The following is a 15,775-nucleotide window of genomic DNA, read 5'->3' on the forward strand; positions in this document are numbered from 1 at the left end:
AGTACCTTTTCGAGGAGTGCCCCGTTGAAATTTCTGCCCATGCTGTTCCTGGCCCTGCTGCCGCTGACGGCCAATGCCCTGCAAACCGGCGAGCGCCTGGCGCCGTGGACACTGCTTGATCAGTACGATCAGCCTTATACCCTGAACAACCAGACGCAAACCCTGCTGGTCGCCAGAAGCATGGACGCCGCCAAACTGGTCAACGCCGCGCTGGCGGAAAAACCCAAGGGCTTTCTCGAAGCGCGCAACACCGTCTTCGTGGCCGACATCCAGAAAATGCCGACCATCATCGCCAAAATGTTCGCCATCCCCAAAATGCGCGACTACACCTACCGCGTCATGCTCGACCGCGAAGCCCGCATCGTGCCGCAGTACGCGGGTGACGAGGATAAAGTCCTGTGGTTGCAATTGCGCGATGGGCAGTTGGTGAGTCAGCAACAGTTCGGGAGTGCCGAGACGCTGCGTGCGGCGCTGGAAAGGCCGTAACGGAGGGGTGTCATCGTGCCGGGGCAAAACGAAAGTATCTGACTGAATGCATACCCTGTGGGAGGCGCCACCACGTCTTCGACGTAGCGCTGTCGCGCAGCAAACACTGGGCGTCGTGGGAGTGGACTTGTCCGCGAATGCAGTTTTTCAGCCACCGCATATGCGTCGGATGTACCGGCCCTTTCGCGGACAAGTCCGCTCCCACTTTCGGGATACCGCATTCATTCAGGTCGATTTTGTGTATAACGATGAGCGCTCCGCGTGGGCATGCCTCCCGGGACGCTCTGCGTCACATTTTTGAGCGGACGCAGTGCGTGGTAACGATCATCAGGCGATGGAGTTGCTTGAGAAAAGAACCCGCTTAAGCCTCAGTGCCCTCTGTGCGGCGCTTCCAGATCGCCCGAGAACAAATCGTCTTCTGCATCCGGACTCACCGGAATGGCGTGTTCCTCCGATGCCCAGGCACCGAGGTCGATCAGTTTGCAGCGGTCCGAGCAGAACGGACGGTTGGGGCTGGCCGCGCTCCATTCCAAGGGCGCGCCGCAGGTCGGGCATTGAACGGTCATTGGTTGGCTCATGATTGGCCTCCACGCAAAGTAAGGTAAAAGTGGTGCAGCCGCTCGACTTCGCTTTTCAGCCAGGCAGTATCCTGATCGTTGACCAGCACATCGTCGGCATGGCGCAAGCGTTCTTCGCGCTGCACCTGAGCCTTGAGGATGGCCTGGACCTGCTCCTGGCTTGAGCTGTCGCGCAGCATGGTGCGCTCTATCTGCAGTGCCTGGGGTGCATCGATCACCAGCAATCGCTGGACTGTGCGGTACTGACCGGATTCGATCAGCAGCGGTGACACCAGGATGGCGTAGGGTGACGTGGCACGCGCCAGATACCGGCTGATTTCCTGATTGATCAGCGGGTGCAGCAGTGACTCCAGCCAGCGCCGTTCTTCGGGCTGTTCGAAGATCAGCTTACGCAGCGCACCCCGGTCCAGTTCACCGCTGGCCTGCAAAACGCCAGCGCCAAAGTGCTCGACGATCTGTTCCAGCGCCGGTCGTCCAGGTTCCACCACCCAGCGCGCAGCATGATCGGCATCCACGGTATGGATGCCCAGGTCGATGAAGCACTGCGCTGCCGCACTTTTACCGCTGCCGATGCCGCCAGTCAGGCCGAGAATCCAGGGTTTTTGATCAGGGTGGGTCATTTGAAACCGGCAAACTGCAAATAGGAGTCGGTTATTTGACCACCCCAGAGCAAAGCGATCCACCCCGCGATGGCCAGATAAGGACCGAAGGGGATCGGAGTACCGGATTCGACATTGCGCAATCGCATCATGATCACGCCAAGAATGGCCCCCACCAGCGATGACAGCAGGATCGTCAGCGGGAGGATCTGCCAGCCGCCCCACGCCCCGAGCATGGCCAGCAGTTTGAAGTCGCCGTAGCCCATGCCTTCCTTGCCCGTGATCAGCTTGAACAGCCAGAACACCGACCACAACGACAGATACCCCGCCACGGCCCCCCACAAAGCGTCGTTTAACGAAGTGAACAGACCAAATGCGTTAACGATCAGGCCCAGCCACATCAACGGCAATACGAGTGAGTCCGGCAGCAGCTGGGTGTCGGCGTCTATAAGGCTCATCGCCAGCAAGCCCCAGCTCAGCACCAGCATTGCCGCCGTCTGCCAACCAAAGCCGAAATGCCAGGCCACATAGGCCGACAACAACGCACAGACCAGCTCGACCAGCGGATAGCGCTTGCTGATCGGAGCCTTGCATTGCGAACACTTGCCGCCAAGCATCAGGTAGCTGACTACCGGCAGGTTTTCCCAAGGACGGATCTGATGCGCGCAGTGGGGGCAGCGGGAGTGGGGGAGGATCAGGTTGAAGGTGGGCTGTTCAGGCTCGGCGGGCAGGCCGAGCATTTCACGAGACTGGGCTTTCCAGTCGTTCTCCATCATTTTGGGTAAGCGGTAGACCACGACGTTGAGGAAGCTTCCGATCAGGAGGCCGAGTACGCCGATGAAAATAACGAAGGCCAGCGTTGAGCTGGCCAGGAAGTCGAGGAGGGGCATGTCAGACCGCACCTCCCAACTGGAAAATCGGCAGGTACATGGCAATGACCAGCCCTCCGACGATAACGCCGAGCAGGGCCATGATCATCGGCTCCATCAAGCTGGTCAGGCTGTCGACCATGTTGTCGACTTCATCTTCGTAATAGGTCGCGACCTTATCGAGCATGCTATCCAGGGCACCAGACTCTTCACCGATGGCGGTCATCTGGATAGCAAGGCTTGGAAATACCCCTGTGGAGCGCATTGAGAAATTCAGCTGCATCCCCGTGGACACATCTTGCTTGATTTTCATCACTGCATTTCTGAACACGACATTACCTGTAGCCCCTGCCACGGAATCCAGTGCTTCGACCAAGGGAACACCCGCCGCAAAGGTCGTAGCCAGCGTGCGAGCGTAGCGAGCGACTGACGACTTGAAGATCAAAGGACCAATCAGCGGAATCTTCAACAGAAACCTGTCAACACTGTCGCGAAATTTCTGTGACTGTTTGTAGCTTCGCTTGAATATGAAAAAGCTGCCGACGAATATCCCGATAATGGCCAGCCACCAGGTTTGGACCACTTCGGAAAGACCGATGACCAATCGTGTAAAAGCAGGTAACTCGGCCCCAAAACCGGCAAAAACCGCCTGAAATTGTGGCACCACTTTGATGAGCAGAATCCCGGAGACGATAAACGCCACAACCAGAACTGCGGCGGGATAAGTCATGGCCTTCTTGATCTTGGCTTTGAGCTTTTCGGTTTTTTCCTTATAAGTCGCTACCCGGTCCAACAAGCTTTCAAGAGCACCTGCCTGTTCGCCTGCGTCCACCAGATTGCAGAATAAATTGTCGAATTGGTCGGGCTTTTGCCTCAACGCCGTTGCAAAACTATTACCAGCGGATACTTCCTGTTTAAGAGAGTCCACAAGCGAGCGCATGTTCGGGTTCTCCGCGCCCTCGCTGATAATGTCGAAAGACTGCAACAGCGGAACGCCCGCTTTCATCATGGTCGCCATCTGCCGGGCAAAAAACGCGATGTCCAGCGGCTTGATCTTTTTACCCTTGCCGAAAATCGAGACTGTCTTCTTCCGCACTTTGGTCGGGTTGACGCCCTGCTTACGAAGTTGAGCCTTGATCAGCGCCGGATTGTGGCCACTCAACTCGCCGCTGATCTTGCTGCCTTTCTTGTCTACGCCTTCCCAGGTGAAAACACTGACTTTGACTGCTTTACTGGCCATGCTTAATCCTTGGTCACGCGATTGACTTCTTCCAGGCTGGTAATGCCCTGCATGGCTTTCGACAAGCCGGATGTTCGCAGGTCATTGAAACCATCCTTGCGCATCTGCCTGGAAATCTCCAGCGAGTTGCCTTCTTCCATGATGATGCGTTCCAGTTCCGGCGTTTTTTTCACGACCTCGTAAATCCCGACTCGGCCTCGATAGCCGCCGTTGCAGTGTTCGCATCCGACCGGGCCGTACAGTGTGAAGGTGCCGACTTTCGACTCCGGGAAGCCTTCCTTGATCAGCGTCTCGTGTGGGACGTCGACTTCCTTCTTGCAGTGGCTGCACAGCTTGCGCGCCAGTCGCTGAGCAATGATCAGATTGATCGCCGTGGCGATGTTGAATGCCGCAACACCCATGTGGTGCAGGCGTGTCAGGGTTTCTGCTGCGCTGTTGGTGTGCAGCGTCGATAACACCATGTGGCCGGTCTGAGAGGCCTTGATCGCAATCTCGGCGGTTTCCAGGTCGCGAATCTCACCGACCATGATCACATCCGGGTCCTGACGCAGAAACGCGCGCAACGCCTGGGAGAAGTCCATGCCCTGGCGCGGGTTGACGTTGACCTGATTGACGCCTTCCAGGTTGATCTCCACCGGATCCTCGGCGGTTGAAATATTGATATTCACGGTGTTGAGAATATTAAGGCCTGTGTACAACGAAACGGTTTTGCCCGAGCCGGTCGGGCCTGTCACCAGAATCATGCCCTGCGGCTGCTTGAGCGCTTCCAGATACAGCTCTTTCTGATCCGGCTCGTAGCCCAGCGCATCAATACCCATCTGTGCACTGGTCGGATCGAGGATCCGCATCACGATCTTCTCGCCCCACAGCGTCGGCAGCGTGTTCATCCGGAAGTCGATGGATTTGGTTTTGGAAACACGCAACTTGACCCGGCCGTCCTGAGGCTTGCGCCGTTCCGAGATGTCCAGGCTGGCCATGACCTTCAGGCGCGCCGCGATACGACTGGCCAGATTGATAGGAGGTTTTGCCGCCTCGTGCAGAATCCCGTCCGTACGAAAGCGCACGCGAAACACCTTTTCATAAGGTTCGAAGTGCAGATCGGACGAGCCCAGGCGAATGGCATCCAGCAGCATTTTGTTGACGAAACGCACTACCGGAGCGTCATCGGCGTCGTCGCGGCTGGTAATAGATGTTTCCTTGACGCCTTCGCCCGGCTCGATATCGAGTTCCAGGTCGATATCGGCCATGGACCCGAGCCCGCTATCGCTGTCAAAAAACTTGTCAATGGCTGCAGTGAGTTTGTCGTCTTCGACCAGAATCGCTTCAGTATTCAAACCAGTACTGAACTGGATGTCGGTCACCGCCTGATGATTGGTCGGGTCCGAGATGCCAATAAACAGTCTGTTGCCCCGACGCCACAGGGGAAGGGCGTGGTGTTGGCGTGCGAGCTTTTCGCTTACCAGCCCCTTGGGCTGGCTTTCTTTATCGAGGCTTGATATGTCCATGAATGGCACGCCGAACTGCTCGGACGCCATTTCGGCCAACGTGAGACTCTTGACCAGTTTGTTCTGAACCAAATAGCTGATCAGCGAAATCTTGTCGCGTCGCGCCTGCTGGAAAGCCTGTTGAGCGGCTTTTTCGGAAAGAAGCTCGGCGACGACCAATTGCTTGGCCAGGCCGGTAAGAACAACGACATCACTCATAAAACCACCAGACGCAGACAATGTGAGGTTTATAGCGCAGTCAGAGGGTGCTGCCAAATGGGATGGAGGAATGTGACGAAAATTGTCAGTTTCTGCTGATTTCTGAAAACCTTTGCCAGGTTTTATAAGGCTCAGAGGCACATTTACTATGTGGCCCCAATTGGCATGGCGTGTGCTTCTACTCGGTCAAGGCACCTAAAAATTGACGCCTCGGAGAGTACGCAATGAAAGTACAAAAAACGCTACAAAAAGGTTTTACGCTGATCGAACTGATGATCGTCGTAGCGATCGTGGGCATTCTCGCAGCGGTGGCCATTCCTGCATATCAGGACTACACAATCCGCGCTCAGGTAGCAGAGCTGGCGACGCTTGCGGATGGTGCCAAGGTCGCGGTTAGCGAGACTTACCAGACTACCGGCGCTTTTCCTACAAGCAACGCTACTGCAAACTACGGTGGTGCGTCTGGTACTTACACTACCTCCGTTGCAATTGGAGCTGGCGGAGTTATCACCGCAACTACAATTAACGGAGCACCCGTGAATAATGCCATTCGTAACCAGACTTTTGTACTGACTCCGGTTCTAGGAACAAACAACTCTCTTGGCTGGACATGTACTGCAGGTACAATCGTCGCTCAATATCGTCCAGCCAACTGCCGCTAAGTATGTTTAAGACGTTCTGATTGCATAAAAAATCCCGATCAGTAATGGTTGGGATTTTTTTATTGACGCTGACCCGTACGAGCAATACGTGAGCTTCGTGCAACCTTCGTAAAAATAGAGTGCCTGCTACGCGAAACACCGCTCTAAAGCTAGATTGCAGATATTAATGATTTTTCTAATTTCCATCGGCTTTCTTGCATTCATATCCAGCATACCTCGTATGCTTCGGCGGCCATTTCTAGCGGGAGAAGAAATTCCTGCTGTTCAGCCTGCGCAGCAACCTCAGTGCCTCCCCCGGCATACGCTGCTAGCCAAGCGTGCAAACGAAGCGCTCAAAACCTGCGCAGATGATGCCTACGGAAGGATGGGTATCGCTTTTCAAGCACAGGCTCAGGGGCGTCTACATTGCAGATATTGGTGGAGCTTAAAGCCCTTCACATATATCTCGGCGTCAAATAGCTCTCAGGCCTATGCTTGGTAAGCGCTCCATAAACCCCACTTGGCTAAAGATGGGTAAAGCGTTTAGCTGTGAAGTCGAGGTTCGCAGTTCCACGGCAGCAAGGCTTCGTAATCCTCTACCGATGTCGCCGTTGGCAAACGTTCAAGTGCGTTGCGCAGCCACGCATAAGGTTCCTGGCCGTTGGCTTTGGCAGTCTCGACCAAGCTGTACAGTTGAGCACTGGCCGTCGCGCCCTTGGGCGTGTCGCTAAACAGCCAGTTCTTTCTTCCGATCACGAAGGGGCGGATCGCGCGTTCTGCCGCGTTGTTGTCCATCGGCAAATACCCTTCCTCGACGTATCGCTCCAGCTTGCTCCAGTTACTTGCGAGGCAACTGATTGCTTTGCCCAAGGCATTCTGAGCGGTGACCTGGGGCTGCGTCTTTTCGATCCAGCTTTTCAACTGAGCCAGTATCGGCAGGCTATGTTCGTGACGGCCGTTTTTACGGTCAGCATCGCTACTGGCCTTCAAGTCGCGCTCGATGCCGTAAAGCTTGTTGATTAGATTAAGCGCGATATCGGCACGCCCCGTTTTACCTTTGGGTTGCACTTTCTGTGCTTCAACAAACTTGCGTCGAGCATGTGCCCAACAGCCTAAACGCTCGACTCCGTCCTGCGCGCCCAAGGCGTTGTAACCGGCGTAGTCATCGGTCATCACGTAACCGCGATAACCTTCGAGCAGGCGCGTAGGCACCTCCTGCGCTCGGCTGGTCGAGTAGTCGAAAAGGATCACCGGCTGATTCGGTGGTAAGCGCTCCATAAACCCCACTTGGCTAAAGATAGGTAAAGCGCTTAGCTGTGAAGTCGAGGTTCGCAGTTCCACGGCAGCAAGGCTTCGTAATCCTCAACCGAAGTCGCCGTTGGCAGGCGTTCCAGTGCGTGGCGCAGCCACGCATAAGGCTCTTGGCCGTTGGCTTTGGCAGTCTCGACCAAGCTGTAAAGTTGAGCACTGGCCGTCGCGCCCTTGGGCGTGTCGCTAAACAGCCAGTTCTTTCTTCCGATCACGAAGGGGCGGATCGCGCGTTCTGCCGCGTTGTTGTCCATCGGCAAATACCCTTCCTCGACGTATCGCTCCAGCTTGCTCCAGTTACTTGCGAGGTAACTGATGGCTTTGCCCAAGGCATTCTGAGCGGTGACCTGGGGCTGCGTCTTTTCGATCCAGCTTTTCAACTGAGCCAGTATCGGCAGGCTATGTTCGTGACGGCCGATTTTACGGTCAGCATCGCTACTGGCCTTCAAGTCGCGCTCGATGCCGTAAAGCTTGTTGATCAGGTTCAGCGCGATATCGGCACGCCCCGTTTTACCTTTGGGCTGCACTTTCTGTGCTTCAACAAACTTGCGTCGCGCATGCGCCCAGCAGCCTAGACGCTCAACTCCGTCCTGCGCGCCCAAGGCATTGTAACCGGCGTAGTCATCGGTCATCACGTAACCGCGATAACCTTCGAGCAGGCGCGTTGGCACCTCCTGCGCCCGGCTGGTGGAGTAGTCAAAAAGGATGACCGGCCTATCCGGTGGGCCGCCGGTTTGCACCCACATCCAGGATTGGCTGCTCGGTTCTCGATCTGGTTCTTTCAGCACTTGCACGCGCGTTTCGTCGCAGCGGATGACGCGGCTTTCCAGTAGCCGGTCGCGCATCAAATTCAGCAGCGGCTGAAAGTGTTCGCCGCACTGGATCACCCAGCGAGCCAAAGTCTGGCGCGGGATATCAATACCGTGGCGACCCAACACTTTTTCAAATCGATGAAGCGGTAAACCGTCAACGTATTTGGTAGTCAGCAACATCGCCAAAACGCTGGGGCTGGCCATGCTTTTTTCAATCAGTTGAGCAGGCTTGTCCGCAGTGACTGGGGCGGCTTCGCATTCACGGCAACCGTAGATCTTGCGCACATGCTTGATCACGCGGATCTGCATTGGCACGATCTCAAGCTGCTCGCTGATTTCCTCACCAATGCTGTGTTTACGGCAACCGCAGGCGCAGGTCAGTTCGTGCTCGGGCAGTTCGTGGATGACTTCGATGCGCGGCAGATCGGCAGGCAGCGGCTTGCGCTTGCCACGGCGCTTGGAGGGGGCGACAACCTCTTCTTCAGCGTTTTCGTCGATAGCTTCGACGACGCTTTCGGCTTCGTTGAAGAGCGCCAACTGCGGTGTGGCCGGATCGGCTGTTTGCTCGGACTTGCGTCCGAACAAGCGCTGGCGCAGCAATGCGTTCTCTTCTTCTAGAAAACCGACCCGCGACTGCATCTTCGCAAGCATTTGCTTTAGCAGTTGGAGATCGTCGGGAAGGTTGTCAGGCATGGATTTCATGCCCTGGATTATACCGAATCAGGCCACGAATCGCGGCGTCAAAACCTGATGGGGACGGTTACGCCAGAGGTCAAAACCGTCGAGCAGCCAGTTCAGTTCCTGGACGGTGAGGACAATCGCCTCGTCGGTGGCATCGGGCGATGTTTTGAATCGCTCTGATTCCAGGCGTTTGAGCCAAAGGCAGAAGCCGTTGCGCTCCCAGTACAAGATTTTCACTCGGTTGCGCGGCTTGTTGAGGAAAACGAAAAGTACCGGGTCGAACACGGCAACCTTGATATCCAGTTCGACCAGCGCAGCCAGTCCGTCGATGGATTTTCGAAAGTCTACAGGTTTGGGGTAGAGGTACACTTTTTCGACTTTGGCGTCGGGTCGCATCATGGCGCACGGGCTCCTGAGAGTATCGGGAGCCCAGCATCCCGCGTTAGCTTAGTGCTTTGAATGTGGGGTTTATGGAGCGCTTACATTCGGTGGGCCGCCGGTTTGCACCCACATCCAGGACTGGCTGCTTGGTTTTCGTCATTTCTGTAGTCAAGCCAAGAATGGGATGTTCGAGGTCGGGCGGGTGACCATCGCCAAGCGTATGAGAGCAACACTCAAAGAGATACGCAGACAACTGCATAAGCGTAGGCACGAACCGGTTCTCGTGATCGGAAAGTGGCTGAATCGACTGTTCACGGGTTACTGCAATTACTACCATGTGCTCGGTAATACAAAACGGCTGGATGCTTTCCGCCGTGAAGTTATCGGAGCATGGAGGCAGGCCCTTAAACGAAGGAGTCAGCGACATCGACTGAATTGGGAGCGCATGACTGCGCTGGCAAGACTGTTCATCCCGTATCCGCGTGAGCTAACAATGCATCCTTATCTCATAACCCGGTTCGGCGTTAAAACCCAAGGCAGGAGCCGTACGCGGTAATTCCGCACGTACGGATCTGTACGGGGGGTGGCAGGTGACTGCCATTCCTACCGCGACCTATGCTTGTCGTTTGTGCGCGTAAAGTTTCGTTTGATAGAGTCTCGTTACGCGTTGTGTAAAGATATTTACAGTACAAGTTTGTCAGGTATGCGGGTATCCTTTAAGTAAGCCCGCATGCTGAGTTTAGGCTTGATCTCTATTAATTTAATTGCTTGAGAGTGTCATAAATTTAATTCAAAATAACTTGCACTAGTAAGCTATTGTCAACGGAAGTTATCTCAGTGACCGCTTTCTTCAAAGACGCATTCAAGGATCGTTTTGCTTGGGGTATGAATGATTTTTGAAATCGTCAAGGCTTTTTTACTGTTGTCGTTTATGTATATGTTATCGCCGACAAATACAGTGTTTTTGAAACTTATAGCTTTGGTGGTCATAACTTCTTTTTCGGTTTCTTTAAATCTTATCGTATAAGCGTGTTTATTTGGCGTGTCGCGACCGGCGGAGATTTCATCCTTAAAATCCCAAGCGCGCAAGGCTTGTAAGGTGGGAAGATCATCGCTTTCAATTGCACTGATTATTTTTCTGTGAATTTTGTGATCAAAGTTTTTTAAGTGTCTAAATTGGTAAACCATGCCTGCTAAAAAAATCATAGTAGTAAAAATGAAAGCTATTGCCGAAACCTGTGAGTGAAAATTAACCAGCATAAAGGTCCCGGCGAATGGTGACAGATACGCTACCCATGTGAGAGATGTGTAAATGTATGATTGCTGCGCAATCCATACTACTTCCCGATTGTTTTTCGTAAAGGATATGAATCCAAAAACAATGACATTGCCAGCTAGACCAATACTAAATAAAAGTATAGACATTTTTAATATGATGGTGTATTTGTCGATATTTCCCCCGAGACTAAATAGTGCTAGAAGAAATGCAAATGATATAGTTCCTAGTACGGAATGTATAAAAGATAGCAGCGCAATTGTATCTCCTGTCTCAAAGCCATGTTTGAGATTTTTAAATGCAATTCTACGCGCCAATTCTGAATTTTTATTCACGAGCGAATCTCTTAATAGCTTGAAAAAAAGTGGGTTGATGAGTTTGCTACACAGATGTCTGTGATTAAGTATCGACAAAAATATATTTATGTTAATGCGGTTAGTTGCTAGGATATCGCATTGATAGCCTGTCAGATATGTTAACGCTGTTCACATCAGCAAGGGCCTATTATGAGTCTCGAAAACTGCAACTACGCTTGTTTAGCGTAAGCAACTGATGATGCGGTTTCACATGCACGCACACGAGTCGGTTTTTCTGTCTGCCCTTACTAGGCAGGCTAAATATAAAATTTATGCTTGAGGAGCACTGTTGTTAGTGTGAACATGCAATGCTCCAGCTTTAATTTAATAAAGATTTTCAAAAAGTGAGCCTGTCGGGTTAGACTCAGTGATTTTCGAAGCTTCGTATGGCTGCGCAGATCCTCCACTCCAAGAGTCCGCAAATGCCGAGCGATCTAGCCCTGCAAAATCCAGCAGAATCCCGAGGAATGATTTCTCTTCCAATTTTAGTTGGTCAAACCCTCGTGGCTTTGTCCTGAACCCCTCGGACTCTAGCGAGCGTGCTACTTGAAATAGCGGAACGCCTTTCATTTGGGTCAACACATGATCCGTGATTATTTCAGCAGGAATATTTTGAAGATCTGCACGTATCGAGTTAAGCATGGATTGTGAAACTGCGCGGCCATTAGGTGCATAACGCTCAATTAGAGCCGCAGCAACTCGAACCTTCTCAAGCCCGGGGGCTTCCTCTTCGTCACCATATCTAATAATGTTGGAGATGGTTTTGCGTCTGTCTTCTGCTGACTTGAAAAAAACTTTTGCAAGACAGAAATCTAAAGTAAGCGCAACTATCGATGCAGCAATATATGTAAGTCGCATTGCCGTCTCGGCCGCAGGACTGCTGGGATGACTTGAAACTAGTGAGCGTGCAAATGCAACGAAGTGATCTAGCGATCTATTAACCGTTCCTGGACCGAACTCGTCGATTAGCCCGGCCTTAAGATCTTGATAGCCAATTTGAAACTCTCTGTTTCTGCGGCCCTTGTCTATCGACTTTATTAGCTTGTCAAGATCTTCCTCACTCAGCCTTTCTGGAAATATGATTTTTTCGCTTTCCGACATTCGTTTGATATCCGCCCCATCAAGGACTGTTACCCCAAGACGCGTTGCAATATCTTTAATCACAGGCCTACAATCAGTCGTCGCAACGTGCGCACCATCTACTTGGAGGAGTTCAAGCAATCCCTTAGTCCACAATACACGTTCGATGGCCTTGGGCTTTAATTTAGATTTCGCGTCCACTATCTGACGTCTGCGAGAGGAGCCATTTGATTGCTCGTATATCCATATATCGACATCGGTCAGGTCGTCACCATTGAGTTGTAACGGAACGCCACGCACTGCGTACATCCCTGCTCGAAGAAAGTAAGCTCGAAGAAGCTCCTCTAGTACGTAGCCCTTATCTCCAGTTTTGGCCATTTCTCAGATTCCTCTCTTGCCCCGAAGTGTACTCAGGATATCATGCGTATGGCGCTTGCTCGGTTGTGACTGTCTTTTTCTCGTTTGCTCGCGTGCATACTCGGGCCCTTTATAACTAGTCATAGGGGCGCTTGGGGGCGTGTTTATTGCCTCCGCATTTGCATTTCCGCGTTTAAGAACTTGAAGGGCAAGCTCACCAACCTCTTTTTTCAAGAGCTTCATACGGAACATGTTGGAATTTGCCGGAAGCAATTGAATGACGCGATTCTGCTCCAAGACCCGATAGTCTGCGCCAATTGCAGAGGCGGGGCCAATAGTTCGGCCTGCGATTAGGGCGTCTAGAATCCAGTCGAAGCTTAGAATTCGCCCTTGTGAAGAGGGGCGGAGCTGCATTCCATATGACAAAGCTGACACTAGAGCTTTTGCCATGTCAAAAGTATCATCGATCAAAGGGTTCACATATTTGTGGAACGCCCCAGGTAGCGTCACAAAAGCATGATCGCCTCGCTCGTTCGAGACTGTGTTTACTTCTAAAACGCCTGCCGCCTTGAGTTTCTCAAAAAGTGGTACTCCGAGCTCATTTTCGCAATTGTCTGCGTAAATACAGCCTGCATTTTTTAGTTTCTCTGTTATAGAGAGTAAACTACTTTGCTCTGATGTCGATAGCGAGGAAAGTACTCGAGCTGATTTGGCTACCGAGTCTTTTTTAAAAAGGTTTCCATTAAAAATTAAGGTGTTTGATGGGTCGTCGCCTTCTTGGTCGATAAAACCAATTTCCGCAGAGCGTCGAATGAAGTCGTCAACGTCAGATGACTTCATTTTGTAAGTGTCGCCAACGAACTCTTTAGCATTCGTAAGCGAGACTGGGGCTTGAGATGAGATTTCCCCTATCGCAATCGCCGCCTGTTCATGCGTACCCGGTTGAGCGTCTTTGAAAATATCGGCTGCATGTGACAAAACTGCTCGCGTTGTCACTCCGATAACTTGTATCTCATTCCCTCCAATGTCAATTAGTCGTCTTGCTTTGAGTAGTTCAAGATAGTGGGGAAGCTCCACCCGAGGGTTTAGGCCCGTAGCCATAGCAATTGCGGCCACTTCCTGCATCCCGAGATTGGACTCTTGAGTTTCTCCGAATCTCATCAAGAGTTGTGCAGCCTTTCCAGCTTCGTCGATGACGGAGTACTCTGCCGGCGCTGCAGTATCCGAAGCAATCTTCCTAGAGTGGTGGATAATCCACGCGCCAGTCGTCTCTTTATCCAAGCTCAAATCCATATGTTGCCCCCATTTGGTCCTTGATGAGCTGCTTTGCACCGTTGATCCCTCCAGTACGCTGAATACGCAGGTTACATGATTTTTGCCGACTAGCCATCATAACGCCAGGCTGTCGCTGTGGGACATCGCGCTCAGTGACTGTACAATATTTTGGCGCTATTAGTTTGACATTTTGGGGGGGGCTCTGCGCAGGTTCAGTTTGTTTGAGAAGTTTTTCTAACTCGCTGCAAGATAGCTGTAGCGAGTCCTTAATCATCTCAATTTGCCCAAATGATTGTTTTCAAACTTCATATGGGGCCGAAGTCAGCGCTTTTATATGGCCGATTCGATTTATATTTTTGCACCAGAAACAAAAATCCCGACCTGAAAAGGTCGGGATTTTGGTGTTGCACTGGTAGCTTACCTCACCACCTGATCCACCCGCGGCTGCGTCGGCCTGCGAAAGCGGCGGCGGATCACGACGACGATCAGCACCAGCAGCACAATCAGCACGCCAAAGAAGATCGCGTTGAACACCGGGAACGGTTCGTCACGGGTGGTGACGGCTTCGACCTGGGTCACGTTGGGGAACATCGAAAGGATCTGGATGCGCCAGCCGTAGTAGCGGATGAGCGCCAGTTGCTGGGAGTCGCGGGAGTAGCCCTGGGCTTTGGCCTGGATGTCGGCGGAGTCGAACTTGAAGTACCACGGGAAGCTCCAGCCGGTGTCTTCGTTACGGTAGACCACGACGTTTTTGTTGTCCGGGTGCTCGGTGTTGATGAAGTACACGTCGCGGGTCGGGCCGTCGGCCGGGTTTTCGGCGTTGATGACGCCGTCGGCGTCCATTCTTTTGACTTCCACACCGGTGATCATCACGACATCATGGCGCGGCAGGACGTAATAGAGGCTTAATGCGCCGATCCCGAATGCTACGAATACCACAAGCCAAATCGACCTTTTAAGCCACTTCATACCAGCGTCCTCTGTTTAAAATTGCGTGACTTTGCCTTAATCCGAACATTTCGAAGCAAAACAGTTATTACAAAATTCGACAAGGCCGTTTGAGGCGGACCTGTCCTTTGGAGATTTACATGATTTGGTTCCTTGAAGGGCAGTCCAGCCAGCGTGAAGTGATCATGGGCGCTCGCGATGCCTTGCCTGCTTCGGTGCAGATTGTCGCATCCCATCGCCAGTTGCGGTCGGAGATTACTGGGCAGGCCGATGTGGCCCTGCAGGAACCGACTGACAACGACGAGCGCATCGACTGGGTCATCGAGACCGCCTGCTCACTCGGCGTGAAGGTGATCGTCGCCGGGCGCGTCGGCAGCCGTTACGAAGAACAGCGTGAGCGCTTTGTCGCTGAAGGCTTGGACCTCGTCACCGGGGGAACGTCGCTGAAGACCTTTCAGGATGTCGACGACAAGAACCGTTTCACAGCTGCGGCCGAAGCGGCAGGTCTGGCCTGCATCCCGGGCATCCTGGCGAGCAATGCCCAGGAATTACAGGCCGCCTATGACGCGCTGTCCAGCTCTGGCGAAGTGTGTATCAAGCCTACGGTCGGGATTTATGGTCAGGGCTTCTGGCGCTTCAAGGAGGGCGTCGACGACTTTCGTTGTTTCGCCAACCCCGATTCGCGTGAGACGACCTTCAGCGCGTACCTGAACGCCTATCGTCAGTCCGAAGACCGTCCGCCTATGTTGCTGATGCCTTATATGCCCGGCAACGAGTGTTCGGTGGACATGGTCTGCGAGCAAGGCAAGGTCGTGGCGTTCGTCGGGCGGCGCAAGCTGGGCTTGAACCAGACCTTCGAGCGCGAAAGCGAAGCGGTCCGTCTGGCGGTCAGTGCCGCAGAGCATTTTGCCTGTGACGGCCTGATCAATGTGCAGACCCGCGACGATGCCGACGGCAAGCCGCGCTTGCTCGAAATCAACCCGCGCTATTCGGGCGGAATTGGATATACGCGGGAAACCGGCATCAATCTGCCGGGCATTTTCGCGACGCGGCGTCTGGGCTTGAAAGAACCGGAAACACATTGGCTCGACGATATTCAAGTAAAGGCCATCACCGTTGCCGTGCGGGCCACTGTATGATCCGCACAATAGATTTTTGCTATTACTAATCGCTCTTATCAGGGAG

The 15,775-nt window shown here is 53.0% G+C and carries 14 protein-coding genes and 1 pseudogene; 3 read left to right on the forward strand and 12 right to left on the reverse strand.

Going from position 1 to position 15,775, the window contains the following annotated elements:
* Window positions 1-24: 24 nt before the first annotated feature.
* On the forward strand, window positions 25-486 hold the full coding sequence (locus tag CFBP1590_RS04945) for a hypothetical protein (RefSeq protein ID WP_057409622.1): 462 nt from the start codon (window positions 25-27) through the stop codon (window positions 484-486).
* 368 nt (window positions 487-854) lie between these two features.
* Here CFBP1590_RS04945 and yacG read toward each other — a convergent pair whose 3' ends face one another.
* From yacG to pilB, 5 genes are read right to left on the reverse strand one after another with little or no spacing between them, the layout of a single operon-like run.
* Complete coding sequence (gene yacG, locus CFBP1590_RS04950) at window positions 855-1,064, reverse strand: DNA gyrase inhibitor YacG (protein ID WP_088234576.1); 210 nt, start codon at window positions 1,062-1,064, stop codon at window positions 855-857.
* Window positions 1,061-1,684 carry a dephospho-CoA kinase gene (coaE, locus tag CFBP1590_RS04955; protein ID WP_025993968.1) on the reverse strand — a complete coding sequence of 208 codons (624 nt, stop codon included), beginning with the start codon at window positions 1,682-1,684 and terminating at the stop codon, window positions 1,061-1,063. Before coaE ends, yacG begins: the two co-directional genes overlap by 4 nt.
* Window positions 1,681-2,553, reverse strand: coding sequence for a prepilin peptidase (locus CFBP1590_RS04960; RefSeq protein ID WP_088234577.1), 873 nt, complete (start codon window positions 2,551-2,553; stop codon window positions 1,681-1,683). The genes coaE and CFBP1590_RS04960 overlap by 4 nt, the downstream gene beginning before the upstream one ends.
* 1 nt (window position 2,554) lies before the next feature.
* The gene (locus tag CFBP1590_RS04965; RefSeq protein WP_088234578.1) at window positions 2,555-3,772 is read right to left on the reverse strand and encodes a type II secretion system F family protein; all 1,218 of its coding nucleotides are present in this window, start codon (window positions 3,770-3,772) and stop codon (window positions 2,555-2,557) included.
* Window positions 3,773-3,774: 2 nt separating this feature from the next.
* The gene (pilB, locus tag CFBP1590_RS04970; protein WP_029243836.1) at window positions 3,775-5,475 is read right to left on the reverse strand and encodes a type IV-A pilus assembly ATPase PilB; all 1,701 of its coding nucleotides are present in this window, start codon (window positions 5,473-5,475) and stop codon (window positions 3,775-3,777) included.
* 224 nt (window positions 5,476-5,699) lie between these two features.
* Here pilB and CFBP1590_RS04975 point away from each other — a divergent pair, with 224 nt between their 5' ends.
* A complete protein-coding gene (locus CFBP1590_RS04975) occupies window positions 5,700-6,137 on the forward strand; it encodes a pilin (RefSeq protein WP_025993964.1) in 438 nt (145 codons plus the stop codon).
* 522 nt (window positions 6,138-6,659) lie between these two features.
* Here CFBP1590_RS04975 and tnpC (CFBP1590_RS04980) read toward each other — a convergent pair.
* The 7 genes and pseudogenes from tnpC (CFBP1590_RS04980) to CFBP1590_RS05015 all read right to left on the reverse strand — a co-directional run.
* A pseudogene (gene tnpC, locus CFBP1590_RS04980) lies at window positions 6,660-7,382 on the reverse strand (IS66 family transposase); the annotation flags it as partial.
* 44 nt (window positions 7,383-7,426) lie between these two features.
* On the reverse strand, window positions 7,427-8,938 hold the full coding sequence (gene tnpC / locus CFBP1590_RS04985; RefSeq protein ID WP_088234579.1) for an IS66 family transposase: 1,512 nt from the start codon (window positions 8,936-8,938) through the stop codon (window positions 7,427-7,429).
* A gap of 18 nt (window positions 8,939-8,956) precedes the next feature.
* Window positions 8,957-9,316: an IS66 family insertion sequence element accessory protein TnpB gene (gene tnpB / locus CFBP1590_RS04990; RefSeq protein ID WP_004883347.1), complete on the reverse strand. Its 360-nt coding sequence runs from the start codon at window positions 9,314-9,316 to the stop codon at window positions 8,957-8,959.
* A gap of 816 nt (window positions 9,317-10,132) precedes the next feature.
* Window positions 10,133-10,909: a hypothetical protein gene (locus CFBP1590_RS05000; protein WP_145958169.1), complete on the reverse strand. Its 777-nt coding sequence runs from the start codon at window positions 10,907-10,909 to the stop codon at window positions 10,133-10,135.
* 345 nt (window positions 10,910-11,254) lie between these two features.
* A complete protein-coding gene (locus tag CFBP1590_RS05005) occupies window positions 11,255-12,388 on the reverse strand; it encodes a hypothetical protein (protein WP_088234581.1) in 1,134 nt (377 codons plus the stop codon).
* A gap of 3 nt (window positions 12,389-12,391) precedes the next feature.
* On the reverse strand, window positions 12,392-13,660 hold the full coding sequence (locus tag CFBP1590_RS05010; RefSeq protein WP_050575671.1) for a hypothetical protein: 1,269 nt from the start codon (window positions 13,658-13,660) through the stop codon (window positions 12,392-12,394).
* Between the two features lie 399 nt (window positions 13,661-14,059).
* Entirely contained in the window at window positions 14,060-14,611 is a 552-nt protein-coding gene (locus tag CFBP1590_RS05015; protein ID WP_025996007.1) for a DUF1523 family protein, read from the reverse strand.
* Between the two features lie 119 nt (window positions 14,612-14,730).
* Here CFBP1590_RS05015 and CFBP1590_RS05020 point away from each other — a divergent pair, with 119 nt between their 5' ends.
* Entirely contained in the window at window positions 14,731-15,729 is a 999-nt protein-coding gene (locus CFBP1590_RS05020; RefSeq protein ID WP_088234582.1) for an ATP-grasp domain-containing protein, read from the forward strand.
* Window positions 15,730-15,775 lie beyond the last annotated feature (46 nt).

Source organism: Pseudomonas viridiflava (genome assembly GCF_900184295.1).
Lineage (GTDB): Bacteria > Pseudomonadota > Gammaproteobacteria > Pseudomonadales > Pseudomonadaceae > Aquipseudomonas > Aquipseudomonas viridiflava.